The sequence below is a fragment of the Streptomyces sp. NPDC001401 genome (assembly GCF_042895385.1).
Classification (GTDB): Bacteria; Actinomycetota; Actinomycetes; order Streptomycetales; family Streptomycetaceae; genus Streptomyces.
In genome coordinates, this window is the sequence record NZ_JBIAWI010000001.1 from 1,521,831 (window position 1) to 1,544,886 (window position 23,056).

26 protein-coding genes are annotated in these 23,056 nt (G+C 69.4%); 8 read left to right on the plus strand and 18 right to left on the minus strand.

Annotated features, from left to right (window positions below; translation table 11 throughout):
* Window positions 1-6 precede the first annotated feature (6 nt).
* The gene (locus tag ACFY10_RS07030) at window positions 7-1,272 is read left to right on the plus strand and encodes a PTS transporter subunit EIIC (RefSeq protein ID WP_390663992.1); all 1,266 of its coding nucleotides are present in this window, start codon (window positions 7-9) and stop codon (window positions 1,270-1,272) included.
* A gap of 89 nt (window positions 1,273-1,361) precedes the next feature.
* Here the strand turns inward: ACFY10_RS07030 and ACFY10_RS07035 are convergent, their stop codons facing one another.
* On the minus strand, window positions 1,362-2,114 hold the full coding sequence (locus ACFY10_RS07035; RefSeq protein WP_390663993.1) for an MBL fold metallo-hydrolase: 753 nt from the start codon (window positions 2,112-2,114) through the stop codon (window positions 1,362-1,364).
* 233 nt (window positions 2,115-2,347) lie between these two features.
* On the opposite strand from ACFY10_RS07035, the gene ACFY10_RS07040 reads away from it, so the two are divergent.
* Window positions 2,348-2,803: a type II toxin-antitoxin system PemK/MazF family toxin gene (locus tag ACFY10_RS07040; protein WP_390663994.1), complete on the plus strand. Its 456-nt coding sequence runs from the start codon at window positions 2,348-2,350 to the stop codon at window positions 2,801-2,803.
* Window positions 2,804-2,890: 87 nt separating this feature from the next.
* Here the strand turns inward: ACFY10_RS07040 and ACFY10_RS07045 are convergent, their stop codons facing one another.
* The 7 genes from ACFY10_RS07045 to clpS form a co-directional block, all read right to left on the minus strand.
* Complete coding sequence (locus ACFY10_RS07045; RefSeq protein ID WP_390663995.1) at window positions 2,891-3,841, minus strand: PLP-dependent cysteine synthase family protein; 951 nt, start codon at window positions 3,839-3,841, stop codon at window positions 2,891-2,893.
* Window positions 3,842-3,846: 5 nt separating this feature from the next.
* A complete protein-coding gene (locus ACFY10_RS07050; protein ID WP_390663996.1) occupies window positions 3,847-4,125 on the minus strand; it encodes a MoaD/ThiS family protein in 279 nt (92 codons plus the stop codon).
* A gap of 105 nt (window positions 4,126-4,230) precedes the next feature.
* On the minus strand, window positions 4,231-4,332 hold the full coding sequence (locus ACFY10_RS07055; protein WP_311736770.1) for a putative leader peptide: 102 nt from the start codon (window positions 4,330-4,332) through the stop codon (window positions 4,231-4,233).
* Between the two features lie 90 nt (window positions 4,333-4,422).
* A complete protein-coding gene (locus ACFY10_RS07060) occupies window positions 4,423-4,845 on the minus strand; it encodes a Mov34/MPN/PAD-1 family protein (RefSeq protein ID WP_390663997.1) in 423 nt (140 codons plus the stop codon).
* Window positions 4,846-4,948: 103 nt separating this feature from the next.
* Window positions 4,949-6,382, minus strand: coding sequence for an amino acid permease (locus tag ACFY10_RS07065; protein WP_390663998.1), 1,434 nt, complete (start codon window positions 6,380-6,382; stop codon window positions 4,949-4,951).
* Window positions 6,383-6,723: 341 nt separating this feature from the next.
* Window positions 6,724-7,326, minus strand: a complete 603-nt coding sequence (locus ACFY10_RS07070; protein ID WP_390663999.1) for a DUF2017 domain-containing protein — start codon at window positions 7,324-7,326, stop codon at window positions 6,724-6,726.
* A 12-nt stretch (window positions 7,327-7,338) separates the two neighbouring features.
* Complete coding sequence (gene clpS, locus ACFY10_RS07075) at window positions 7,339-7,656, minus strand: ATP-dependent Clp protease adapter ClpS (RefSeq protein ID WP_390664000.1); 318 nt, start codon at window positions 7,654-7,656, stop codon at window positions 7,339-7,341.
* A gap of 58 nt (window positions 7,657-7,714) precedes the next feature.
* Here clpS and ACFY10_RS07080 point away from each other — a divergent pair, with 58 nt between their 5' ends.
* Window positions 7,715-9,061: a nicotinate phosphoribosyltransferase gene (locus tag ACFY10_RS07080; protein ID WP_390664001.1), complete on the plus strand. Its 1,347-nt coding sequence runs from the start codon at window positions 7,715-7,717 to the stop codon at window positions 9,059-9,061.
* Window positions 9,062-9,188: 127 nt separating this feature from the next.
* The gene (locus ACFY10_RS07085; RefSeq protein WP_390664002.1) at window positions 9,189-9,779 is read left to right on the plus strand and encodes an isochorismatase family protein; all 591 of its coding nucleotides are present in this window, start codon (window positions 9,189-9,191) and stop codon (window positions 9,777-9,779) included.
* On the opposite strand, the gene ACFY10_RS07090 is transcribed toward ACFY10_RS07085, so the two are convergent.
* The gene (locus ACFY10_RS07090; RefSeq protein ID WP_390664003.1) at window positions 9,776-10,138 is read right to left on the minus strand and encodes a hypothetical protein; all 363 of its coding nucleotides are present in this window, start codon (window positions 10,136-10,138) and stop codon (window positions 9,776-9,778) included. The two genes, ACFY10_RS07085 and ACFY10_RS07090, sit on opposite strands and share 4 nt — an antisense overlap.
* Window positions 10,139-10,259: 121 nt before the next feature.
* A complete protein-coding gene (locus tag ACFY10_RS07095; RefSeq protein WP_390664004.1) occupies window positions 10,260-12,611 on the minus strand; it encodes an immune inhibitor A domain-containing protein in 2,352 nt (783 codons plus the stop codon).
* Window positions 12,612-12,944: 333 nt separating this feature from the next.
* Between ACFY10_RS07095 and ACFY10_RS07100 the strand changes: the two genes are divergently transcribed.
* Window positions 12,945-13,199, plus strand: coding sequence for a hypothetical protein (locus ACFY10_RS07100; protein ID WP_390664005.1), 255 nt, complete (start codon window positions 12,945-12,947; stop codon window positions 13,197-13,199).
* Window positions 13,200-13,298: 99 nt separating this feature from the next.
* Here the strand turns inward: ACFY10_RS07100 and ACFY10_RS07105 are convergent, their stop codons facing one another.
* Window positions 13,299-13,931, minus strand: coding sequence for an RDD family protein (locus ACFY10_RS07105; RefSeq protein WP_390664006.1), 633 nt, complete (start codon window positions 13,929-13,931; stop codon window positions 13,299-13,301).
* A gap of 89 nt (window positions 13,932-14,020) precedes the next feature.
* Complete coding sequence (locus ACFY10_RS07110; protein ID WP_390664007.1) at window positions 14,021-15,487, minus strand: RDD family protein; 1,467 nt, start codon at window positions 15,485-15,487, stop codon at window positions 14,021-14,023.
* 242 nt (window positions 15,488-15,729) lie between these two features.
* Between ACFY10_RS07110 and ACFY10_RS07115 the strand changes: the two genes are divergently transcribed.
* Window positions 15,730-16,143: an SsgA family sporulation/cell division regulator gene (locus ACFY10_RS07115; protein WP_390664008.1), complete on the plus strand. Its 414-nt coding sequence runs from the start codon at window positions 15,730-15,732 to the stop codon at window positions 16,141-16,143.
* 34 nt (window positions 16,144-16,177) lie between these two features.
* Here the strand turns inward: ACFY10_RS07115 and ACFY10_RS07120 are convergent, their stop codons facing one another.
* On the minus strand, window positions 16,178-17,584 hold the full coding sequence (locus ACFY10_RS07120) for an FAD-binding oxidoreductase (RefSeq protein ID WP_390664009.1): 1,407 nt from the start codon (window positions 17,582-17,584) through the stop codon (window positions 16,178-16,180).
* Between the two features lie 92 nt (window positions 17,585-17,676).
* On the opposite strand from ACFY10_RS07120, the gene ACFY10_RS07125 reads away from it, so the two are divergent.
* Entirely contained in the window at window positions 17,677-19,116 is a 1,440-nt protein-coding gene (locus ACFY10_RS07125; RefSeq protein ID WP_390664010.1) for a tetratricopeptide repeat protein, read from the plus strand.
* Window position 19,117: 1 nt separating this feature from the next.
* Here the strand turns inward: ACFY10_RS07125 and nthA are convergent, their stop codons facing one another.
* The 5 genes from nthA to hppD form a co-directional block, all read right to left on the minus strand.
* Window positions 19,118-19,699 carry a nitrile hydratase subunit alpha gene (nthA, locus tag ACFY10_RS07130; RefSeq protein WP_390664011.1) on the minus strand — a complete coding sequence of 194 codons (582 nt, stop codon included), beginning with the start codon at window positions 19,697-19,699 and terminating at the stop codon, window positions 19,118-19,120.
* Entirely contained in the window at window positions 19,689-19,991 is a 303-nt protein-coding gene (locus tag ACFY10_RS07135; protein WP_390664012.1) for an SH3-like domain-containing protein, read from the minus strand. The genes nthA and ACFY10_RS07135 overlap by 11 nt, the downstream gene beginning before the upstream one ends.
* Window positions 19,984-20,265: a hypothetical protein gene (locus ACFY10_RS07140; protein WP_390664013.1), complete on the minus strand. Its 282-nt coding sequence runs from the start codon at window positions 20,263-20,265 to the stop codon at window positions 19,984-19,986. Before ACFY10_RS07140 ends, ACFY10_RS07135 begins: the two co-directional genes overlap by 8 nt.
* A 39-nt stretch (window positions 20,266-20,304) precedes the next feature.
* On the minus strand, window positions 20,305-21,174 hold the full coding sequence (locus ACFY10_RS07145; RefSeq protein WP_390664014.1) for a Teichoic acid biosynthesis protein C (Precursor): 870 nt from the start codon (window positions 21,172-21,174) through the stop codon (window positions 20,305-20,307).
* A gap of 109 nt (window positions 21,175-21,283) precedes the next feature.
* Window positions 21,284-22,429, minus strand: a complete 1,146-nt coding sequence (hppD, locus tag ACFY10_RS07150) for a 4-hydroxyphenylpyruvate dioxygenase (protein ID WP_390664015.1) — start codon at window positions 22,427-22,429, stop codon at window positions 21,284-21,286.
* A 126-nt stretch (window positions 22,430-22,555) separates the two neighbouring features.
* Between hppD and ACFY10_RS07155 the strand changes: the two genes are divergently transcribed.
* Window positions 22,556-23,035: an Lrp/AsnC family transcriptional regulator gene (locus ACFY10_RS07155; protein ID WP_390664016.1), complete on the plus strand. Its 480-nt coding sequence runs from the start codon at window positions 22,556-22,558 to the stop codon at window positions 23,033-23,035.
* The last annotated feature ends 21 nt before the right edge of the window (window positions 23,036-23,056 follow it).

The following is a 23,056-nucleotide window of genomic DNA, read 5'->3' on the forward strand; positions in this document are numbered from 1 at the left end:
GAAGTTGTGACCACGGCCAGCGCCGCTCCCGCGGCCGAGAAGAAGAAGGGCCCCGGCGCGATGGCTGTACTCCAGCGTATCGGCCGTAGCCTGATGCTGCCGGTGGCCGTCCTGCCCGCCGCCGCCCTCCTGGTGCGGCTGGGCAATACGGACATGCTCGGACGCCCGTCCTTCCCCACGTTCCTCACGAAGATCGCGGGGTTCATGGCGGCGGGCGGCAACGCGATCCTCGACAACATGGCGCTGCTGTTCGCCGTGGGCATCGCGATCGGCTTCGCCAAGAAGTCGGACGGCTCGACGGCGCTGGCCGCGGTCGTCGGCTACCTGGTCTTCAAGAACGTGCTGGCCACGTTCACGGACAAGAACCTGCCGAAGGTGGCGACGGCCGTCGACGGCAAGGTCGTCATGGTGAACGCGCCGGTCGACGCCAAGGTGCTCGGCGGTGTGGTGATGGGTCTCGTGGTCGCGCTGCTCTACCAGCGCTTCTACCGCACCAAGCTGCCGGACTGGGCGGGCTTCTTCGGCGGCCGCCGCCTCGTGCCCATCCTCTCCGCCTTCGCGGGCCTGGTCATCGGCATCGTCTTCGGCTACATCTGGCCGGTCCTCGGCACGGGTCTGCACAACTTCGGTGAGTGGCTGGTCGGTTCGGGCGCGGTCGGCGCCGGCATCTTCGGTGTGGCCAACCGTGCGCTGATCCCGATCGGCATGCACCACCTGCTGAACTCGTTCCCGTGGTTCCAGGCGGGCGACTACCACGGCAAGAGCGGTGACATCGCGCGCTTCCTGGCGGGCGACCCGACCGCCGGCCAGTTCATGACCGGCTTCTTCCCGATCATGATGTTCGGTCTGCCGGCGGCCTGTCTCGCGATCGTGCACTGCGCCCGTCCGGAGCGCCGCAAGGTGGTCGGCGGCATGATGTTCTCGATCGCGCTGACGTCGTTCGTGACGGGTGTGACCGAGCCGATCGAGTTCACGTTCATGTTCATCGCGCCGGTCCTGTACGCCATCCACGCGGTCCTCACCGGTGTCTCGCTGGCGCTGACCTGGGCGCTGGGCATGAAGGACGGCTTCGGCTTCTCGGCGGGCGTGGTGGACTTCGGCCTGAACTGGGGCATCGCGACCAACCCGCTGGGTCTGATCCTGGTGGGCCTGTGCTTCGGCGTCGTGTACTACGTGATCTTCCGCTTCGCGATCATCCGCTTCAACCTGCCGACGCCGGGCCGCGAGTCCGACGAGGAACTGGCGGAACTGCAGAAGGCGGAGGCCAAGTAGGCCCGCCCCGCACTGCACGAAGGCTCCCGGAACACCTTGGTTCCGGGAGCCTTCCGCATGTTCGGTGCGCTGGATCTCGTACGACTGCCTCAGATCTCGTACGACTGCCTCGGCGCCGCCAGTTCCACCGGGCCGTCGAACACCGCGCGGGCGTCGGCCAGGTTGATCTGCGGGTCGGTCCACGGCGGGATGTGGGTCAGGACCAGGCGCCGGGCGCCCGCCCGGGCCGCCGTCTCGCCCGCCTCGCGGCCGTTGAGGTGCAGGTCGGGGATGTTCTCCTTGCCGTGCGTGAACGCGGCCTCGCACAGGAACAGGTCGGTGTCGCGGGCGAGTTCGTCCAGTGCGGGGCTGATGCCGCTGTCGCCGGAGTACGTCAGCGACGTCCCGCCGTGCTCGACGCGGATGCCGTACGCCTCCACGGGATGGGCCACGCGCTCCGTGTGCACCGTGAACGGGCCGATCTCGAACGTGGACGGCTTGACCGTGTGGAAGTCGAAGACCTCGCTCATGGAGGAGGCGGTGGGGGTGTCGGCGTAGGCGGTGGTGAGCCGGTGCTCGGTGCCCTCGGGGCCGTAGACCGGGATGGGGTCGCAGCGGCCGCCGTCGTGCCGGTAGTAGCGCGCCACGAAGTAGGCGCACATGTCGATGCAGTGGTCGGCGTGCAGATGGCTGAGGAAGATCGCGTCGAGGTCGTAGAGACCGCAGTGGCGCTGCAGCTCGCCAAGGGCGCCGTTGCCCATGTCGAGGAGCAGCCGGAAGCCGTCGGCCTCTACGAGGTAGCTCGAGCAGGCCGATTCCGCGGACGGGAACGACCCCGAGCAACCGACGACGGTGAGCTTCATGAAGCAGAAACCTCCGCTGGCGGGAACTTTTCTGGGAAGGAGACGGGGGTCGTGCGGTCCGTCGAGCGTAAGGCGCAAAACGTCCGGTCGCTCCTCCGGCAAGGGCTGTTGTGGGCGAACTCACCTGTGGTGTCACCGGTTCGGCTGGATGCGGGGCGGGTGAGGCGTGGGGGAGCGAGCACGGGTTCGGCAGAGGGCGCGCGGGGCTGATCGTGCGCCGGTAACGTCTTCGTATGGACACGTCATGGTGGCTCGCGCTCGCGGCGGTGATACTGCTCGCGCTGGTCGCCACGCTCGTCGACGGCTGGGGGCGGGGGCGGCGGCCCGCGGGGCGCCGGACGCGGCCGCCGGGTCGACCGGGCGCGCGGGGTGGGCGCCGGCGGCCCAAGCCTGCGGAGATCTGGTGGGCGAACGTTCCGTACGAGGACAGGCCGGGCAACAAGGACCGGCCCTGTCTGGTGCTGGTGGTGCACGGGGAGCGGGCGGTCGTCGCGAAGATCACCAGCAGGTACCACGACGAGCGGGCCGGGGTGATCCCGTTGCCCCCCGGTGCGGTGGGTGACGCGCAGGGACGCGCCAGTTTTCTTGAGACGGATGAGCTTCGTGAGGTGCCGGTGTGGGAATTCCGCCGGCGGGTGGGTGTGGTGGACCCGGTCCTTTGGGACCAGGTCCGTCACCTGGCGACGTGACGCTCCGCTAGGAGGCCGGTTCTTCGTCTACGGGTCCGTTGTGGCTGGTCGCGCAGTTCCCCGCGCCCCTAAAAAACAGGGGGTTGCTCATGCCCAGAGCTGCCCCTGCAACGTCTCGATGGCCTCTTCCGTCGTCGCCGCCGTGTAGACGCCCGTCGACAGGTACTTCCAGCCGCCGTCCGCCACGACGAACACGATGTCGGCCGACTCCCCCGCCTTGACCGCCTTGTTGCCCACGCCGATCGCCGCGTGCAGGGCCGCGCCCGTCGAGACGCCCGCGAAGATGCCCTCCTGCTGGAGGAGTTCGCGGGTGCGGGTGACGGCGTCCGCCGAGCCGACCGAGAAGCGGGTGGTGAGGACCGACGCGTCGTAGAGCTCGGGGACGAAGCCCTCGTCGAGGTTCCTGAGTCCGTACACCAGGTCGTCGTAGCGCGGTTCCGCGGCGACGATCTTGACGTCCGGCTTGTTCTCGCGCAGGAAGCGGCCGACGCCCATGAGTGTCCCCGTCGTGCCCAGGCCTGCCACGAAGTGGGTGATCGACGGGAGGTCGGCGAGGATCTCGGGGCCCGTCGTCGCGTAGTGGGCGCCCGCGTTGTCCGGGTTGCCGTACTGGTAGAGCATCACCCAGTCCGGGTGCTCGGCCGAGAGTTCCTTGGCCACCCGGACCGCCGTGTTGGAGCCGCCCGCCGCCGGGGAGGAGATGATCTCCGCGCCCCACATGCCGAGCAGGTCGCGGCGCTCCTGGGAGGTGTTCTCGGGCATCACGCACACGATGCGGTAGCCCTTGAGCTTCGCGGCCATGGCGAGCGAGATGCCCGTGTTGCCGGACGTGGGCTCCAGGATCGTGCAGCCCGGGGTCAGACGGCCGTCCTTCTCCGCCTGTTCGATCATGTACAGGGCGGGCCGGTCCTTGACCGAGCCGGTGGGGTTGCGGTCCTCCAGCTTGGCCCAGATGCGGACGTCCTCGGACGGCGACAACCGCGGCAGGCGCACCAGAGGGGTGTTGCCCACCGCGGCCAGCGGAGAGTCGTAGCGCATGCGGATCAGGCCATACCGCCGGCCACGGCCGGCAGGATCGTGACGTTGTCGCCGTCGGCGACCTTGGTGTTGATGCCCTCGAGGAAGCGGACGTCCTCGTCGTTCAGGTAGACGTTGACGAAGCGGCGCAGCTCGCCGTTGTCCACGATGCGGGCCTGGATGCCCGCATGCCGGGTCTCGAGGTCGGTGAAGAGCTCGGCGAGGGTGTCCCCGTTGCCCTCCACCGCCTTCTGGCCGTCGGTGTAGGTGCGAAGGATGGTGGGGATGCGGACCTCGATGGCCATGGCTCAGGGCTCCTGTCGGGAGTGGTCAGTCGGTGGGCGCGCGGCAGCGCAGTAAAGCATGTGGTGCTTGCGGCGCCGCGGCTCACGGCCGTACGGCGGCAGGGGTCAGCGCGTACAGATGGCGCTCTGCAGCCTGCACAGGTCGACGTGCAGCCGCGCCACGAGCAGCATGCCCGGCGTCTTGTCGCTCACGTCGTGGAAAACCATGGGCTCATCGTATCGATTCCCGGTCCCGGTCCCGGAGTGTGATCTCACATTCCGGACGAATTTCATCCAGGGGTCGAGATCAGGTCGATATCAGTACGACTCCACGACCTTGACCTCCTCCTCCGTGACCTCGCCCTCGACGATCCGGTACGAGCGGAACTGGAAGTCGCCGAGGCCGTCGGTGTCCGCGGTGGAGACCAGGACGTAGTGCGCGCCGGGCTCGTTGGCGTAGGAGATGTCGGTGCGGGAGGGGTAGGCCTCGGTCGCGGTGTGGGAGTGGTAGATGACCACCGGCTCCTCGTCGCGGTCGTCCATCTCGCGGTAGAGCTTGAGCAGGTCGCCCGAGTCGAACTCGTAGAACGTGGGCGACATGGCCGCGTTCAGCATCGGGATGAACCGCTCGGGGCGATCCGAACCGGCCGGGCCCGCGACGACGCCGCACGCCTCGTCGGGGTGGTCCTTGCGCGCGTGGGCGACGATCCGGTCGACGAGGGCCTGGGTGATGGTCAGCATGTTCGTCAGGATAAGCAGGGGGGACTTCAGGCCAAGCAGAAGGGCCGTTCCGTACCAATGGGTGGTACGGAACGGCCCGGATGCCGAACAGGATGGAGCGGGGTCAGCCGACCTTCTCCAGCTCCGGCTCGCGCCGCTGGGTGACCTGCGGGTTGCTCGCCTTGAGGATCCCCCAGCCGATGCCGAGCAGGACCGCCCAGCCGGCCATCACATAGAGGCAGATGCGGGAGTCGGCGTCGTAGGCGATCAGGCCGGTGACGAAGACCAGGAACACGATGGCGATGTACGAGCACACCGCGCCGCCCGGTGCCGGGAAGGACGAGGCGGGCAGGCGGCCCGCGACGACCGCGCGGCGGTAGAGGACGTGGCTGATCAGGATCATCAGCCAGGTCCAGATGCCGGCCGCGGTGGCCACCGAGGTGACGTAGCCGAAGGCCTTCTCCGGCACGATGTAGTTGAGGACCACGCCGATGCCCATGAAGGCGACGGAGACGGTGATGCCGAGGGCCGGGGTCTTGGAGGCCGACAGCTTGGAGAAGGCGCGCGGGGCCTCGCCGTTGTCGGCCAGCGTGCGCAGCATGCGGCCCGTGGAGTACATGCCCGAGTTGCAGGAGGACAGGGCCGCGGTCAGGACGACGAAGTTGACGATGCCCGCGCCGGCCGGGATGCCGATCAGCGCGAACGCCTTCACGAAGGGGCTGACTCCGTCGTGGAACTCGGTCCACTTGACGACGCACAGGATGACGGTGAGCGCGCCGACGTAGAACAGCGCGATGCGCCAGGGCAGGGTGTTGATCGCCTTGGGGAGGGTCTTCTCCGGGTTCTCGGACTCGCCGGCCGTGACACCGACCAGCTCGACGGCGAGGTAGGCGAACATGACGCCCTGCAGGGTCATCAGGGACGAGCCGACGCCCTTGGGGAAGAAGCCGTCGAACTGCCAGAGGTTGGCGACGGAGGCGGTGTCACCGGCGGCGCTGAAGCCGAAGGTGAGGACGCCCAGGCCGATCACGATCATGCCGATCAGGGCGGTGACCTTGACCATCGAGAACCAGAACTCCAGCTCGCCGAAGAGCTTCACGGAGATCAGGTTGACCCCGAAGAGGATCACCAGGAAGACCAGGGCGGTCACCCATTGCGGGATGTGCGGGAACCAGTAGTGGACGTAGATCGCGGCGGCCGTCAGCTCGGCCATGCCGGTCACGACCCACATCAGCCAGTACGTCCAGGCGGTGAAGTAGCCGAAGAACGGGCCGAGGAACTCGCGGGAGTACTCCGCGAAGGAGCCCGAGACCGGGCGGTAGAGGAGCAGCTCGCCGAGCGCCCGCATGATGAAGAAGATGATCACGCCTGCGAGGGCGTACATGAAGATGAGGCTGGGGCCGGCCTTGGCGATGTTCGCCCCGGCGCCCAGGAAGAGGCCGACGCCGATGGCGCCGCCGATCGCGATCATCTGGACCTGGCGGCTGCCGAGCCCGCGCTCGTACCCCTCTTCGGCCCCCTCGGGGGCGTTGTCCGTACCGACCTGAGCGGAGGTCATGTGGTGGTGCGCCTTTCTCCATTCCGACCCGGGCCTCTCGTCGGCCCCGGATCGGATCTCGATCCCCCCGGATTGATGGAGCGTTGTGCCTGGCCGGCGATCCGCCGGCTCGGTGGCGCACCCGGCCGAAACATGGGTGGTGTTCGCCGGGCGGTCGTGAAGATTTATCACGGCCGCAATATTGATCGGCTGCGCGACATGTGGCGCATCACACAAGAAAAAGGGGACAGACGAGACAGAAAACGGACACAGTCGGCCGTAGCGGTGACGTGATCGTTATCCGGATTTGAGCGTCCTCTGAGCGAACGCGAAATCCCCGCGAGTCAGGACATAAGGGTGAGTCAGGGCATAAGCGTGGAGACGAGCGTCTCCTGGAGGCCGCCCAGCCACAGATACGCCATCACCATCGGCTTGCGCGGGTCCTCGTCGGGGAGGCGGTAGAGGAGGTCGGTGTCGTCCTCGTCGGTGATCTCCAGGCGGGAGCCGATCGCCAGGCGCAGGTCGTTGAGGGCGCCCAGCCACTGGCGGGACTCCTCGGCCGACAGCTGGAGGACCGCGCCGCCGTCGCCGCCCGGCGTCAGCAGGTCCAGGGAGCGGATCACGGCGAGGGCGCTCTCGCGCTTGGCGGCGCGCAGGTCGTTCTCCGTGTAGCGGCGGAACTCGGCGGAGTGCGCCTTCTGTTCCTCGGCCTCCGCGGGCCCGGGGGTGCCCTCCGGGTCGCTGTAGGCGTCCGGGAAGAGCCGCTTGAGCACCGGGTCCTTCGGGGGCTCGCTGGGGCCCTCGGCGAAGAGCTCGGCCAGCGGGTCGTCGGGGGCGTCCTCGCCGGGGCCGGGTCCGACGAGCTCCAGGAGCTGGACGGCCAGCGACCGGATGATGGAGATCTCGACGTCGTCGAGCGCGACGGCCGCGCCGCCGCCGGGGAGCGGTTCGAAGTGTCCTGGCATCAGGTTGAGTCGCTACTTCCGGTCCTGCTGGAGGGTGGCCCACAGGCCGTAGCCGTGCATCGCCTGCACGTCGCGTTCCATCTCCTCGCGAGTGCCGCTGGAGACGACCGCCCGGCCCTTGTGGTGGACATCGAGCATGAGCTTGGTGGCTTTGTCCTTGGTGTAGCCGAAGTACGTCTGGAAGACATACGTCACGTAGCTCATGAGGTTGACCGGGTCGTTGTGGACGATCGTGACCCAGGGGACGTCCGGCTCGGGTACGGCGAAGACCTCCTCCGCCGGTTCGGTCCGTTCGATCTCAAGGGGAGCGGGTGACGTCACACAGCCCATGCTGCCACGGGCCCCACAAATCGTCACACTGACGCGAAGGGGTGTAGCATCCATTGCCATGAACACAGCGGACCTTGGGCTGCCGGTGGACGTTCCCTCGACGGCGCTCTTCACGGACCAGTACGAGCTCACGATGCTGCAGGCCGCCCTCAAGGCCGGTACGGCCGAACGGCGAAGCGTCTTCGAGGTCTTCACCCGGCGGCTGCCCGAAGGGCGGCGCTACGGCGTGGTGGCGGGCACCGGGCGCGTCCTGGACGCCGTGGAGAACTTCCGTTTCGACACGGACGTCCTGGGCTTTCTGGGCGAGCACGGCATCGTCGACGAGGCGACGCTCGAGTGGCTCGCCTCCTACCGCTTCAGCGGTGACGTCTGGGGCTACCCCGAGGGCGAGGTGTACTTCCCGGGGTCGCCGATCATGCGGGTCGAGGGGTCGTTCGCCGAGTGCGTGCTGCTGGAGACGGTGATCCTCTCCATCCTCAACCACGACTCCGCGATCGCCGCGGCCGCCTCCCGCATGTCCTCGGCCGCCGGGAGGCGCCCGCTGATCGAGATGGGCGCCCGGCGTACGCATGAGCTCGCCGCGGTCGCCGCCTCCCGCGCCGCGTACGTGGGCGGCTTCGCCTCCACCTCCGACCTGGCGGCCGGCTTCCGCTACAACATCCCGACCGTCGGCACCTCCGCCCACGCCTTCACCCTCCTGCACGACCGCGAGCGGGACGCCTTCCAGGCCCAGGTGAACTCGCTGGGCCGGGGCACCACCCTGCTCGTGGACACCTACGACGTCGCCGAGGCCGTGCGGATGGCCGTCGAGATCGCCGGGCCCGAGCTGGGCGCCGTGCGCATCGACTCCGGCGACCTGCTGCTGGTCGCGCACCGGGTGCGGCAGCAGCTGGACGAGCTGGGCGCCGGCAAGACGAAGATCATCGTGACCTCGGACCTCGACGAGTACGCCATCGCCTCGCTGGCCGCGGCGCCCGTGGACGCGTACGGCGTCGGTACGCAGCTGGTGACCGGGTCCGGGCATCCGACCTGCTCGATGGTGTACAAGCTGGTCGCGCGTGCCGAGTCCGCCGATCCGAAGGCGCCGCTGGTGCCCGTCGCGAAGAAGTCCAGCGGCGGCAAGACGTCCATCGGCGGCCGCAAGTGGGCCGCGCGGCGCCTGGACGCGGACGGGATCGCGGAGGCCGAGGTCGTCGGCACGGGGTCGGTGCCGGCCGAGCTGGCGGACCGGCAGCTGCTGGTCGAGCTGGTCAAGGGCGGTGACGTGGTGGCGCGTGAGCCGCTGGACGTCGTACGCGACCGGCATACGGCCGCGCGCGCCAACCTGCCGCTGTCGGCGACCCAGCTGTCGCGCGGGGAACCGGTCATTCCGACCGAGTACGTGCATGTGCGCTCGGGTAGCTAAAGCAGGTGCCGCCGGATACGCCCCCTGACGCCCCTTCCCGTACCGCCCTGGAACTCAATAGGCTCGGAGGTTCAATGGCCGGGCCCGCACCCCTCCCCCGACCCCGTCGTCGAGAAGGACACCCACCATGCGCCGCGCCTTGATCGTCGTTGACGTGCAGAACGACTTCTGCGAGGGGGGCAGCCTCGCCGTGGCCGGGGGTGCCGATGTGGCCGCCGCCATCACCGAGCTGATCGGACAGGCGGGCGGCTCCGGCTACCAGCACGTGGTGGCCACCCGCGACCACCACATCGCACCCGGCGGCCACTTCGCCGACAACCCCGACTTCCAGCACTCCTGGCCCGCGCACTGCGTCGCGGGCACGGAGGGCGTGGGCTTCCACCCGAACTTCGCGCCCGCCGTCGCCTCCGGGGCGATCGACGCCGTCTTCGACAAGGGCGCGTACGCGGCGGCGTACAGCGGGTTCGAGGGGGCCGACGAGAACGGGGTGAAGCTCGCCGACTGGCTGCGCGCCCGGGAGGTCGGCGAGGTCGACGTCGTCGGCATCGCCACCGATCACTGCGTGCGCGCCACCGCCCTGGACGCCGCCCGGGAGGGCTTCCGCACCCAGGTGCTGCTCGACCTGACCGCCGGTGTGGCCGAGGCCACCACCGAGCGGGCGCTCGAGGAGCTGCGGGAGGCGGGCGTGGAGCTCTCCGGGAAGCCTGTCGTCGCCTAGGGCCTGCCCGGGGTCACGGCGGGAGCCGTGGGGCGCCGCAGCAGGGCCCTGACGGGGTGCCACAGCTCCTGGGGGAGCTCCGGGCCCTGCACGACACCGTTGTCAGGTGCCGTGCGCCATATGAGGCCGTCGGGGTGGTGCAGGACCGCGGTGATCTCGTCGGGGGTCGGCGGGGCGGCGTTGCCGCGCAGGTACACCGCCCGCATGCCCAGGTTGCGCAGCCTGGTCAGGGCGCGCGCCCGGTTCTGGGCGTGCACGAGGAAGCGTATGCAGCCCGTGCCGTCGGCGGTGGGGCTGGGCAGATTCAGCGCCACCACCACGCTGCCTGTCGGCAGCTTGCAGAAACCTCCTGCGGCCATGCAGTCACACCCCCGTGCGAGTCGGTGTCAATAAGAGAAGCACAGGACGCACCTAAACACGATCGGCGGCGACCCGCCAGGGGGTCACCGCCGATACGCTTCTGACCTGCGAAAATACCGACTACCTCACTGCGGGGCCCACCTCGACCTTGATCGTCGAGCCGTTCTTGGCCTCCTTGACGATCTTGATCTTGGTGTTGGTGTCAGTGATCTTGACGCCGGCGAACGGGGTCGAGTCGTCGTAGTACGTGCTCGCGTGGTCGTCGAAGACCGGCACGCCCCTCGACGACGGGATCTTCGTCTCGACGTCCGCGTTGTGCAGCGTGAGGCCGTCCGTGCGGTACAGGCTGAACGGCGAGTCGTAGGACTGGATACGGCTGCGCATCAGCGTGCCGTCGGACCACTTCAGCGCCGTCGGGTGCGAGTCGACCGGCAGGACCAGGCCGACACCGGGGTGCTGGCTGGTGTTGTTGTCCTGCTGGGAGGTGTCCCACTTCCAGATCAACAGGCCGTTCTGGTACGGGTAGTGCTCCACCCAGTCCGGACGGGTCGTCGAGAAGCCGAAGTTGTACGGGCCGACCCTCAGGGTCTTGTCGTAAGACACGTACTGGCGGTTCTCGGCGATGTAGTACTGCTTGTAGTCCTTGGTGAAGGACGCACCGATGCGGGAGAAGCCGGTGGCGGTCCAACTCGCGTCCGCGCTCTCGGCATTGTCGGAGAACAGCGCCGTGCCGTCCGCGGTCACCGTGATCTCGTCGGCCGCGAAGCCCTTCTGGGCCACGCCGCTGTCGGTCTGGTAGCGGAAGCGCAGGTCGATCTTCTTGCCCGCGTAGGCGTCCAGCGAGTACGACAGCTTCTTGTAGCCGTCGACCGTGCCCGTCAGCGTCGGCTTGCCGCTGCCGTCGCGCGGGATGGCCTGGCCGTCCACCGTGCCGTCGATCGCCGTCCAGTTGGCGCCGCCGTCGGTCGACACCTCGGTGTAGAGGTAGTCGTAGTTCGCCTCGATGTCGTAGTAGCCGTCGAGGGTGAGGGTGGCCTTGGACTTGCCGGTGAGGTCGACCGAGCGGGTCAGCGTGTTCTTCAGGTCGTTGCCGCTGCCGCTCCACCACTGGGTCGCGCCCTGCGCCGGGGTGACCACGTCGGTGGTGACCGCCTTGTCGGGGAGCGAGACCACCAGCGCCTGCTTGTTCTTGGTGTTGTACTCGGCGACACCCAGCTTGTGCTTCGACTTCGTCGCGGCCTTCGCCGTGTCGTAGTTCAGCCAGCCCAGCTGCAGCTTGTCCCAGGCGTTGAAGTTGCCCGGCAGGTCACCGATGGTGTCCTTGCCGCGGCCGAGCCAGGACCCGTTGGACATCAGCGTCCAGAAGCCGGTCGAGTTCTCACCGGCGTTGGTGGTGTCGTAGTGGTCCGGCAGGCCCAGGTCGTGGCCGTACTCGTGGGCGAAGACGCCGAGTCCGCCGTTCTCCGGCTGGATGGTGTAGTCGCCGACCCAGATGCCGGAGTCGCCGATCTGCGCGCCGCCCAGCTTGTTGCCCGTGGGGCCGGTGGCACCCGTGTCGGTGCCGAACGCGTACCAGCGGTGCGCCCAGATCGCGTCCTTGCCCTGGACGCCGCCGCCCGCGGACTCGTCCTCGCCGGCGTGCACGATCTGGAAGTGGTCGATGTAGCCGTCGGGCTCGTTGAAGTTGCCGTCGCCGTCGTAGTCGTAGCGGTCCCACTGGTCGAACTTCGCCAGGTCCGCCTTGATGTCGGCGTCGGACTTGCCGGCCGCCTTCTGCTGGGCGACCCAGGCGGTGACGCCGTCGCTGACGACGTTCCACACGCTGGGGCAGTTGGTGGAGCCGCAGGCGTTGTTGCCGTAACGGGCCTCGTTGTAGGGGACCTTGACCCAGTCGGCGACCTCGCCGTCCACCGAGTAGCGGCCCGAGGACTGCTTCTCGTAGAAGGACTTCATGGAGGCGGTGCCGGTGCCGAAGTACAGGTCCTGGAAGTGCTGCCGGTTGTAGTCCGCCTGCCAGGCCGTCGAGTTGTCCTTCGTGCGGTCGGGCTGGGCTATCTGGTTGTGCGCGGGGCCCGCCGTGCCGCCGTACGTGCTGTCTATCTTGTCGCCGAACTCGACCAGGATCGTGAAGATCTTGTCGGTCTTCTCCCGGCCCAGCTCCACGTACTTCCTGTCGCCCTTCTTGCTCTTCAGCTGGACGACCTGCGAACCGCCCTGGTTCTTGACCTGGGCCTGGCCGGATATGACCTGGTTGAGGGCCTCCTGGCGCTGGGCATCCTGGGTCTTGGAGAGCGGACCGTCGAGGTCGTCCTGCTCCATGCTCTTGACCGCCGCCGGGTCATGGCGGTCACGGGCGGGCGTCTTGGCCGGGTCGGCGGCCTGGGCCACGGCGAACGTCGAGAACGTGGCGGTGGCCGCGGCGAGCGCGACGCCGACCGCGGCTGCTCTGAACGTCCAGGGTTTTGGGGTCACTTGAGTTCCTCTTGGTCAAGGTGGCAAGTCAAGTGACGCAATTTGACTAGAGGTCGGTAAGAAAAGACAGACCTTGACTTGGACACAACAATTGCACTATGCGGAGTTGGAGTTCGCTTTACGGACACTCCGACCGGCGCGTTCGAACGTCCACTTGATGGACGCCATGACTCCGTGCGCCCCCTGTGCACCGGCACTGTTGGTTAGGTCACGCTTACTGTTCGTTCCACTCGGGCATGCACGCGATTAGAGTCGGTTGGCGGACTGCCCGGAAATCGGCAGAAACCCAGGCCGACACCCCCGTGGACCCCCACTTCCGAGGACACGATTGCCATGCCTCGTCCGACGCCCGCCCAGCTCGTCTACGGTTCGTGCACCGTGATCTTCTCGACGCTCGCCATGCTGCTGCTGTCGCAGACGAGTTCGGGCGTGGGGATCGCGGTCATCGCCTTCGCGGCCCTCGCCCTCGGGCTCCTGGTCGCCATGACGGTCCCACTGCAGCAGCCTCCGGCGGCGGAGGAAATGCCCGTGCCGGCCACCGTCGCCGCGGCGGCACCCGAGCCGGTGCACGAGCGCGCCGCTTCCTGAACAAAACGCTTCGCGGGTTGTGCCACGATCTGCTGTTGATCGTCTGCGGCAGCATCGTGGCTGGTCGCGCAGTTCCCCGCGCCCCTATCGGGCGCGTGCTCAACTGGTGCTCACCACGACCGTCTTGGCGGCCTTGTCGTGCAGGCCCTGTTTGTACGGCCGGTCGAAGTAGCTCCAGCCGCCCGAGATCGCGGTCCAGATGCACGCGCAGCAGAACGCGAACGGGATCCACAGCACCGCCGCGCGGGCCAGCGAGGTCTGTACGGAGGGCGTGGAGCCGTTTTCGAGGTTGGCCACGCGCATGCTCAGCCACTTCTTGCCGAGGGTCTGTCCCGACTTGCTGATCAGATACGTGTCGTAGCCGATGTAGAGCACGGCGGCGATCAGCGACTGCGCGAAGGACTTGCCGTAGGAGACGTGGTCGCCGTTCACGTCGTACTCGTGCACGTTGAAGGCCCAGGTGAGCGCCCAGACGACGATGCCCACGAGGATCAGGTCGATGATCCGGGCGAGCGTGCGCCGGCCGCTGTCGGCGAGCGGGGGCATACCGGCGAGGGGGTCGGTGGGGTACTGGCCGCCGCCATAGGGGTCACCGCCCCCGTGCGGCGGGGGTTGCCCGCCGCCTTCGGGTGCGTCGTACGGTGAGCCCGATCCCTGGCCAGGAGGGGGCTGCTTCCTGAACGGGTCGTCTTCCGGCGGCCCGCCGGATCCGGGGGGCGGTTCGGTGCTCATGGCCCGAGTGGACCGCGAACCCTCCGGCTCCGCATCCGGCGAACGGCCGTCCGGGGTACGGAATCAGCTGGTGCATACGTCGTATGCGGTCAGCCCGTGACGAACGTACCCGCGGCCTTGTCGTGCCAGCACTGGCGCCACGGGCGGTCGAACACGCACCACACGACACCCAACACACCGATGCCGAGCAGCCCGGGCACGCTGTACACGAGCCAGCGGCGCAGCGCCCCGCCGAAGGTCGGCGGCTCGTGCGCCTCGATGTCCCGCACCTCGAGACCCAGCAGCTTCTTGCCAAGCGTGCGGCCCCACTTGGCGGTGGGCAGCACCTCGTAGAGGACGCCGAAGAGGAGCAGTACGGCCAGGATGATGCCCAGGTAGACGGAGGTCGTGCCGTCCAGCAGCCATACGGTCACGGTCTGGCCGGAGAGCTTGGCCTCGTCGATCTTCTCGTTGACGTGGTCGACGGCCTTGGCGCCCAGCGGTACGGCGGCCACCGCCGTGACGCCCGCGAGGACGACGGTGTCCAGCAGCCGGGCGGCCAGCCGCTTGCCGAGGCCTGCGGGGCGGGCCGCCGCCTGGCGCATGGCGGCCGCCTGGAAGATGTCCTCGACCGGCGGCTTCCAGGGGGCGACGGGCTGGTCCTCGTCGGCGCCCGCGAGCCGGTGCACCTGCTGCGCCCAGGAGTGCTGGCCGCCGCCGGGACCGCTGGTCATGGGCGTGGCGACAGGAGCGGGCGACTGCCCGACGGGGGGCTGACCGGCCGCTGCGGGCCGCGCGCCGCCGCCCTGCGGAGGGATCGACGGAGTGGACTGCTGGGGGCCCGCAGGGGCCGCCGGGGCGGGCTGCCCCTGCGCCGCCGCGGCACGGTCGGCTGCCGCCTTGCCCGCGCCGAAGCCGGGCGCCCCCGTGCCTCCGGTCTGCGCCCCGCCCTGCCGACCCGTGCGCTGGGACAGCGCACGGAACGTCATGGTGCCCTCGTCGTCGGCGGGGCCACCGGGGCCGGGGATGCCGTTGACGCCCGCCGCTGCCGGGGGCTCCGTCTCCCCGGTCTGCGCTGTCGGCCTGCGGAACACGAACGTGCCGCCGGAGGCCGGGTCGTCCGCGTCCGCATCCGCCGGCGGGATCGTCGCCGTGCCGTCGGTGCGGGACGCGTGGCCGTCCGGCTGGGACGGGGGGTCGGCGGCCAGGCGCGGGTCCGCGGACTGCGGGTTGCCCCACGACACACGGCGGTCCTGGTCGCCGCCGAAGCCGGACTGCTGGGAGCTGTCGGCGCCCCAGGCGGTCGCGGGTTCGGGGCGGCTGCCGTGCCCGCCCTCGGCCGGGGCCGACCGGGGCGCTGGGTCCTCGTCGAAGAAGTGCGGTCCCGTCTCCTCGACCGGAGCCGGGTCGCTGCCGGGCGGCGGGGCGAGCGACTCGCCGTCCGTCGGGGCCGGACGGCTGGTGCCCGGTACCCAGGACGCACCGTTCCAGTACCGGACATATCCAGGAATGGAGGGGTCCGGGTAATACCCTTCGCGGGGCCTGTTGTCACCGGGGGCCGGGGTTGGGGCGCTCATGTCCGTCGTCCCGTATCTGCTCGGGGGTCAATATAGGGGCCTCCACATCTATCAGACCCGCGCAACCCCCACCGACAGTCCCGCCAGTCCCACCCCTTTCCGGGCAACGCCGCGCACCGTCCTCACACGTTCGGAAAAAAATTCTCCGAACCCGCGTAATGGTCGCGCCCCTCTCCCCTCTCCACGTGTACGGGCCCACCCGCAGGGCCCCGTACACCTGCCCGAGAGAGGAACCGCACGACATGCACTACACCGTGGTGGAGCGCGAACTGGAGCTCAAACTCATCCTGTCGCCGGAGCGGAGCATTCCGGTACCGGCCAGGCTGAGCTACCGAACCGACGACCCGTACGCCGTCCACATCACCTTCCACATCAACTCCGACAACCCCGTGTACTGGACGTTCTCCCGCGAACTCCTGGTGGAGGGCGTGTTCCGGGCCTGCGGGCACGGGGACGTGCGGGTGTGGCCGACCAAGTCGGAGGGCCGCAGCGTCGTCCTGATGGCGCTGAGTTCACCCGACGGAGACGCCCTGCTGGAGGCACCGGCCGCCCAGGTCTCGGCCTGGCTGGAGCGGACGCTGCGGGTGGTGCCCCCGGGGAGTGAGGGCGAGCAGCTCGGGATCGACGACGCGCTCGACCAGCTGCTCGCCCAGTGACCCCGGCGATCCCGGTGCTCCCCAGGGCACGGGATCAGAACAGTTTGCCCGGATTCAGGATGCCCAGCGGGTCGAAGACCTGCTTGACCGCCCGCTGCATCTCCACCCCCACCGGGCCGATCTCGCGCGCCAGCCACTCCTTCTTCAGCACACCCACACCGTGCTCGCCGGTGATCGTGCCGCCGAGTTCCAGGCCGAGGGCCATGATCTCGTCGAAGGACTCGCGGGCGCGCCGGGACTCGTCGGGGTCGGCGGCGTCGAAGCAGACCGTCGGATGGGTGTTGCCGTCGCCGGCGTGCGCGACGACCCCGATGGTCAGCTGGTACTTCTCGGCGATCCGCTCGGTGCCCTCGAGCATCTCGCCCAGCCTGGACCGGGGCACGCACACGTCGTCGATCATCGTCGTACCGCTGACGGCTTCGAGCGCGGTGAGCGACAACCGCCGCGCCTGGAGCAGGAGTTCGGACTCGGCGAAGTCGTCGGCCGGGACGACCTGGGTGGCGCCGGCCGCCTCGCACAGCGCGCCGACGGCGGCCAGGTCGGAGGCGGGGTCCGGGGTGTCGAAGGCCGCCAGGAGCAGGGCCTCCGTGGTCTCCGGCAGGCCCATGTGCGCCAGGTCGTTGACCGCCTTCACCGTCGTACGGTCCATCAGCTCGAGCAGCGACGGCACATGGCCGCCCTCCATGATCCTGCACACGGCGTCGCAGGCGGCGGCGCCGGACGCGAACTCGGCCGCCAGCACGAGCTGCTGCGGCGGCTGCGGCCTGAGGGCCAGGATCGCCCGTACGACGATGCCGAGCGAGCCCTCGGAGCCGACGAAGAGGCGGGTGAGGTCGTAGCCGGCGACGCCCTTGGCGGTACGGCGGCCGGTGGACATGAGCCGCCCGTCGGCCAGCACCACCTCGAGACCGAGTACGTACTCGGCCGTGACCCCGTACTTCACACAGCACAGGCCGCCCGAGGCCGTCCCGATGTTGCCGCCGATCGTGCACATCTCCCAGCTGGACGGGTCCGGCGGGTAGTACAGGCCGTGTTCGCCGACCGCGCGGGAGAGGGTCGCGTTGATGACGCCCGGCTCGACCACGGCGATACGGTCGACGGGACTGATCTCCAGGATGCGGTCCATCTTCGTCAGGGACAGCACGATGCAGCCGTCGGAGGCGTTCGCGCCGCCCGACAGGCCGGTGCGCGCACCCTGCGGGACGACCGGGACACGCAGTTCGGTGGCGATGCGCATGACGTGCTGCACCTGCTCGACCGTGCGCGGCAGCACGACCACCGCGGGGACGCCGGCCGGGCAGAAGCTGGCCATGTCGTTGGCATACGAGGCCGTGACGTCCGGGTCGGTCAGGACGGCCTCGGCGGGCAGACCGGCCAGGAGCCGGTCGACGAGGTTTCCGGTCGCTTCGTCGCGGGGCGCTTCGATACGGCTCATGATCACAGCCTCGCACCCGCGGCCATCGGTGTGAACCCCGTCTACGGCACTGGACGTATGCCGGGATGTGCTCGTCGTATTGACGCACAGTGATCGCCATGGAGAAGCAAGCGGAGGGCCGCCGTCCAGGTGTGGGCCGGCGGGTGCTGATCGCCGCCGTCGCGGGGTGTGCCGTGCTCGGCGGGGCGCTGGCGCTGTGGCCCTGGGAGCGGACGGCCGCGCCCCGGGCGGTCGCGCCGGCGCCGGGAGCGCAGGCGCTGACGGCGGTCACCTCCGGGGTGCCGGCCGCGCTGCCCGACCTGGCAATGCTGATCACCGCGCGCGAGGCCCGGGTGCGGGCGCACCCCGAGGACGCGCAGTCCTGGGCGGTGCTCGGAACGGCCTATGTCGAGCAGGGGCGGCGCACGGCGGACGCCACGAACTATCCGCGGGCCGAGAAGGCGCTGCGGACCTCGCTGGAGGTAAAGGCGAAGGGGAACGCGGCGGCACTGGACGGCATGGCGGCGCTGGCCGACGCCCGCCGGGACTACCGTTCGGCGCGGGCGTGGGGCGAGGCGGCGCTGAAGCTCGCGCCGAAGCGGTGGACGACGTATCCGCTGCTGATCGACGCCTACACCGGGCTCGGCGACTACAAGGCGGCCAAGAAGACGCTGGACCGGCTGCTTGAGCTGCACTCCGGGGCGGCCGCCGTGCGGGCGCGGGCCGCGGCCGTCTACCGCGACCGGGGCTGGCGCGAGGACGCCGCGGCCGCCCTGTCCGACGCGGCAGCGGCAGCGGGCACACCGGCCGAGCAGGCGGCGTGGCTGGAGCGGTCCGGGCAGCTGGCCTTCGAGCGCGGGGACCTGGAGGAGGCGCTCAGGCGCTTCCAGGAGGCGGTGCGTCTCGACCCGGACCAGCGGGCCGCGCAGGCCGGGCAGGGCCGGACGCTGGCGGCACTGGGCCGCACGACGGAGGCGCTGAACGCGTACCGGGTGGCGCTCGACAGGCAGCCGTGCCCCCAATACGCCCTGGAACTGGGCGAGTTGTACGAGTCGCTGGGGATGGCGGAGGCCGCCCGGGCGGAGTACGACGTGCTGGAGACCCGGGTGCAGGACGAGGCGGCGGGCGGCGTGGACGACGACCTGGTGCTCGGTGTGTTCGAGGCGGACCACGGGGATCCGCAGGCGGCCGTGCGCCTGCTGCGCGCCGAGTGGCAGCGGCAGCCGGGGACCGAGGTGGCCGATGCGGTGGGGTGGGCGCTGCACATGGCCGGGGACGACAAGGGGGCGCTGAAGTTCGCCATGGTGGCGACGGACAAGGCGCACGGGGGCGCCGTGCGCAGTGCGCTGTACGCCTACCACCGGGGCATGATCGAGCAGGAGCTGGAGCTGGCCGGGCCCGCTCGGCGGCATCTGCAGGAGGCGTTGCGGATCAATCCGTACTTCTCGCCGCTCAGGGTGCCGCCGGCGAAGCAGGCGCTGGCGGCGCTGGGTGAGCCGCCGGACGAGCCGCTGCCGACGGGCAAGGAGAGCAAAGCGCCGGCGGAGGACGAGGGTTGAGTCAGACCGACGCGGTACCGATCAGCGCATTGCGTGTGACGAGCACTGCCAGTTGCTCCTCTCCCAGCCCCTCCGTCCCCTCCGGCCTGCGCGGCAGCACCATGTAGCGGGTCTCGGCACTGGAGTCCCACACGGTGATCTCCGTCGTCGGCGGCAGCTCGAGGCCGAACTCGGCCAGTACGGCGCGGGGTTCACGGACCACGCGAGAGCGGTAGGCCTCCGACTTGTACCAGCTGGGGGACGGGCCGAGGAGGCGGAGCGGGTAGCAGGAGCAGAGGGTGCAGACGATGACGTTGTGGGTCGCCTCCGTGTTCTCGACGACCCGCAGGCGCTGGTAGGAGCCCTCCATGTGGCCGAATTCCCGCACCGCCGCCGTACCGTCCGCCAGCAACCGCGCCTTGAACGCCTCGTCGGTCCAGGCCCGTGCGACGACCCGCGCGCCGTTCGCGGGCGACGCTCCGGTCAGGGACGCGTCGATGATCTCGTCCAGCCGGGCGCCCGAGAGGACCCCCTTCTCCTCCAGCAGGGTCTCCAGGCGTCGTACCCGCTGCGCGATCGTCGCGTCGGAGTGGTCACCGCTCATCGACTGCATCCTCTTCGTACGCTTCCAAGTAGCTTTCCCACAGGTCCAGTACGACGTGGTGGTCGCCCTCGCCCCACAGGTCACGGGCCGCGAACCGGACCGCGTAGACCTGCTCGAGCGGCGCGTCCCCGCGCCCTTGCGCGCTGACGTCGGCCAGTTCCGCCCGCCCCTCCGGCTCGATCACGACGCCCCGCTTGCCGCGCGCGTACCGCGGCAGGCGGGTGTGGTGCGGCGGGTCGTGGTGGAAGGTGCGGACCGGCGTGCCCGGCGGGAAGCGGTCGCCGTCAGCCATCGAGCTCACCCGGCTTGATCACGCCCTTGCGTTCCAGCAGGACACGGATCGCCTCGAACCAGCGCTCGTAGTACGACGCCGACAGGTACTCCAGCGGCGGCATCGACTCGATCGCGTCCCGGAACTCGTTGGTGTTGAAGATCCCTTGCGCGCGCAGGGCGTTGAGGAGCCCGAGGACACGGGCCTCCCAGTCCGCGTGGAAGGGCTCGGCGTCATCGGTGATGTCGACGGCGCCGAAGCCCTCCGTACCGCCCACGTCGTTGATCCTGGCCATGCGGCAAGCCTACGGCCGGGCCGGCTCCTGCGGCTCCTGCTACGACTGCTCGTCGTCCTTGACGAAGATCGAGAAGCGGCGTGCCCCCAGCTCCCCCGAGGCGAAGCCGAGGTACACCTTCGGATCCGATCCGCCGCGCACGTCGACGCCCTCCGGCTCGCGATAGGCGAGCGTGTACCCGGCCTCGGTGCGCTGCTGCTGGAGCAGCTTCCCGGTGGTGATGTCGAGGCTGGAGGCGTACGCGTTGCCCTTCTTGGCGGCCGGGTTGGTCTTCGCGTCGTAGGCCGTGCCCGCGAGCTGGTAGATGGCGTCGCGGTGCAGGGCGTAGCCCTGGAAGGGGATCTTCGGGTCGGGGTGGGCGCCGGTCTGGGCGATGTCCGCGATCGGGTTGGCGTAGTCGCGGGCGGTGAAGGCGTCCAGGTCCCAGACGCGGTAGCGGGGCTTGTTGGCCTTGTCGCGGTAGCGGACGGCGATGCGCCTGGAGGCCATGCACACCGACGGCTGGTTGTTGGTGGAGTCCGGGACGGGCTTGCGGATCCTGACGTCCGCGCGCGTGCGGACGGCCCCGTCGGCGAAGTGGAAGCGGGTCACGCCCTGCCCGAAGCCGTTGACGGCGTCGGCCTCGGTCCAGATCCAGGTGGAGCCGTCCTCGGCGTCGCGCTGGATGCCCATGCTGACGCCGTGCCCGAAGCCCTTCAGATACATGGCGCCCAGCCGGTTCCCCTTGTAGTCCAGCCGGTTGAGGCACAGGTCGCCGGCCGCGTGGCCGGTGGCGGTGACCTGGAGGACGTACAGGTGCTTGTTCGCCTCGTCGAAGGCGAACGACTGCAGCACCGTCGGCTCCTTCAGCGTGGCCTTCTGCCACAGCCAGCGGTCGGACGGTACGGCGATGTTTATCGGAGTGGTCACGCTCTCCCCCGAGTCCTGTGGATACCCCCTTGGCACCCACAGGACATGAGAGCGTCAACTGCCGTTATTTGGTTGCACGTTCTACGAATTCACAGGCGTCGCACAGGCCTCAGAGGTTGCCGCGCTTCTCCTGCTCCCGCTCGATGGCCTCGAACAGTGCCTTGAAGTTGCCCTTGCCGAAGCCCATCGAGCCGTGCCGCTCGATGATCTCGAAGAAGACCGTCGGACGGTCCTGGACCGGCTTGGTGAAGATCTGCAGCAGATAGCCGTCCTCGTCGCGGTCGGCGAGGATCTTCAGTTCGCGCAGGGTCTCGACGGGGACGCGGGTGTCGCCGACCCACTCGCCGAGGGTGTCGTAGTACGAGTCCGGGGTGTTGAGGAACTGCACGCCGGCCGCGCGCATCGTGCGTACCGTCTGCACGATGTCGTTGGTGTTGAGGGCGATGTGCTGGACGCCCGCGCCGCCGTAGAACTCCAGGTACTCGTCGATCTGGGACTTCTTCTTGGCGATGGCGGGCTCGTTGATCGGGAACTTGACCTTGAGCGTGCCGTCGGCCACGACCTTCGACATCAGCGCGCTGTACTCGGTGGCGATGTCGTCGCCCACGAACTCCTTCATGTTCGTGAAGCCCATGACCCGGTTGTAGAAGCCGACCCACTCGTTCATACGGCCGAGCTCGACGTTGCCCACGCAGTGGTCGATGGCCTGGAAGGTGCGGTGGGCGGGCGGTTCGACCATGGGGGCGGCCGTGACGAAGCCGGGGAGGTAGGGGCCGTCGTAGCCGGAGCGGTCGACGAGGGTGTGGCGGGTCTCGCCGTACGTGGCGATCGCGGCGAGGACGACCGTGCCGTGCTCGTCCTTCAGCTCGTACGGCTCCGCGACCGAGCGGGCGCCGTGCTCGAGGGCGTAGGCGTACGCGGCGCGGGCGTCCGGGACCTCGATGGCGAGGTCGACGACCCCGTCACCGTGCTCGGCCACATGCCGGGCGAGGAAGTGGCCCCAGGTGGTGGCGGGCTTGATGACGGAGGTGAGGACGAAGCGAGCCGAGCCGTTCTCGAGCACATAGCTGGCGGTCTCGCGGCTGCCGTTCTCCGGTCCGGAGTAAGCCACGAGCCGCATGCCGAAAGCGGTGGAGTAGTAGTGCGCCGCCTGCTTGGCGTTGCCCACGGCGAAGACGACCGCGTCCATTCCCTTGACCGGGAAGGGGTCGGCCTGCCGGGCGGTGTCGGGAGTGTGGTGTGTGGTCTGCGTCATAGCGGCAGCCTGTCCCGCATCGGCAAGGTGCGCAATAGTTTGTGTTTTTGCTGGGCAATATGCTCAGACCTAGGCCGAGATCTGCGGGCTTTCTGTACAGGATGACTACCTATTGGGGAGGCTGCGGTGGCGATCGACCAGTTGGACGGCCGGATCATCGTGCTGCTGGCGCGGGAGCCGCGGCTCGGGGTGCTGGAGATGTCCCGGCGGCTGGGGGTGGCGCGCGGGACGGTGCAGGCGCGGCTGGACCGGCTTCAGTCGAATGGCGTCATCCGCGGATTCGGACCGCAGGTGGATCCGGCCGCCCTCGGCTACCCCGTCACCGCCTTCGCCACCCTCCAGATCCGGCAGGGCCAAGGAGCGGACGTCCGGGCGCACTTGGCGACCGTGCCCGAGGTGCTGGAGCTGCACACCACCACCGGCAACGGGGACATGCTGTGCCGGCTGGTGGCCCGCTCCAACGCCGATCTCCAGCGGGTCATCGACCTGGTTGTCGGTTTTGATGGCATTGTCCGGGCCGCCACCGCGATCGTGATGGAGAACCCCGTTCCGCTGCGGATCATCCCGCTGGTGGAACAGGCGGCGGCGGACGCCGAGACGACCTAGCCCTACGGGCGGGGGTGAGCG

Coding starts and splice junctions, on each gene's coding strand:
- ACFY10_RS07035 (WP_390663993.1), bottom strand. CDS start 2,114: ATGAAGCTCACCGTCGTCGGTTGCTCGGGGTCGTTCCCGTCCGCGGAA.
- ACFY10_RS07040 (WP_390663994.1), top strand. CDS start 2,348: ATGGACACGTCATGGTGGCTCGCGCTCGCGGCGGTGATACTGCTCGCG.
- ACFY10_RS07045 (WP_390663995.1), bottom strand. CDS start 3,841: ATGCGCTACGACTCTCCGCTGGCCGCGGTGGGCAACACCCCTCTGGTG.
- ACFY10_RS07050 (WP_390663996.1), bottom strand. CDS start 4,125: ATGGCCATCGAGGTCCGCATCCCCACCATCCTTCGCACCTACACCGAC.
- ACFY10_RS07055 (WP_311736770.1), bottom strand. CDS start 4,332: ATGGTTTTCCACGACGTGAGCGACAAGACGCCGGGCATGCTGCTCGTG.
- ACFY10_RS07060 (WP_390663997.1), bottom strand. CDS start 4,845: ATGCTGACCATCACCCAGGCCCTCGTCGACCGGATCGTCGCCCACGCG.
- ACFY10_RS07065 (WP_390663998.1), bottom strand. CDS start 6,382: ATGACCTCCGCTCAGGTCGGTACGGACAACGCCCCCGAGGGGGCCGAA.
- ACFY10_RS07070 (WP_390663999.1), bottom strand. CDS start 7,326: ATGCCAGGACACTTCGAACCGCTCCCCGGCGGCGGCGCGGCCGTCGCG.
- clpS (WP_390664000.1), bottom strand. CDS start 7,656: ATGGGCTGTGTGACGTCACCCGCTCCCCTTGAGATCGAACGGACCGAA.
- ACFY10_RS07080 (WP_390664001.1), top strand. CDS start 7,715: ATGAACACAGCGGACCTTGGGCTGCCGGTGGACGTTCCCTCGACGGCG.
- ACFY10_RS07085 (WP_390664002.1), top strand. CDS start 9,189: ATGCGCCGCGCCTTGATCGTCGTTGACGTGCAGAACGACTTCTGCGAG.
- ACFY10_RS07090 (WP_390664003.1), bottom strand. CDS start 10,138: ATGGCCGCAGGAGGTTTCTGCAAGCTGCCGACAGGCAGCGTGGTGGTG.
- ACFY10_RS07100 (WP_390664005.1), top strand. CDS start 12,945: ATGCCTCGTCCGACGCCCGCCCAGCTCGTCTACGGTTCGTGCACCGTG.
- ACFY10_RS07105 (WP_390664006.1), bottom strand. CDS start 13,931: ATGAGCACCGAACCGCCCCCCGGATCCGGCGGGCCGCCGGAAGACGAC.
- ACFY10_RS07110 (WP_390664007.1), bottom strand. CDS start 15,487: ATGAGCGCCCCAACCCCGGCCCCCGGTGACAACAGGCCCCGCGAAGGG.
- ACFY10_RS07115 (WP_390664008.1), top strand. CDS start 15,730: ATGCACTACACCGTGGTGGAGCGCGAACTGGAGCTCAAACTCATCCTG.
- ACFY10_RS07125 (WP_390664010.1), top strand. CDS start 17,677: ATGGAGAAGCAAGCGGAGGGCCGCCGTCCAGGTGTGGGCCGGCGGGTG.
- nthA (WP_390664011.1), bottom strand. CDS start 19,699: ATGAGCGGTGACCACTCCGACGCGACGATCGCGCAGCGGGTACGACGC.
- ACFY10_RS07135 (WP_390664012.1), bottom strand. CDS start 19,991: ATGGCTGACGGCGACCGCTTCCCGCCGGGCACGCCGGTCCGCACCTTC.
- ACFY10_RS07140 (WP_390664013.1), bottom strand. CDS start 20,265: ATGGCCAGGATCAACGACGTGGGCGGTACGGAGGGCTTCGGCGCCGTC.
- hppD (WP_390664015.1), bottom strand. CDS start 22,429: ATGACGCAGACCACACACCACACTCCCGACACCGCCCGGCAGGCCGAC.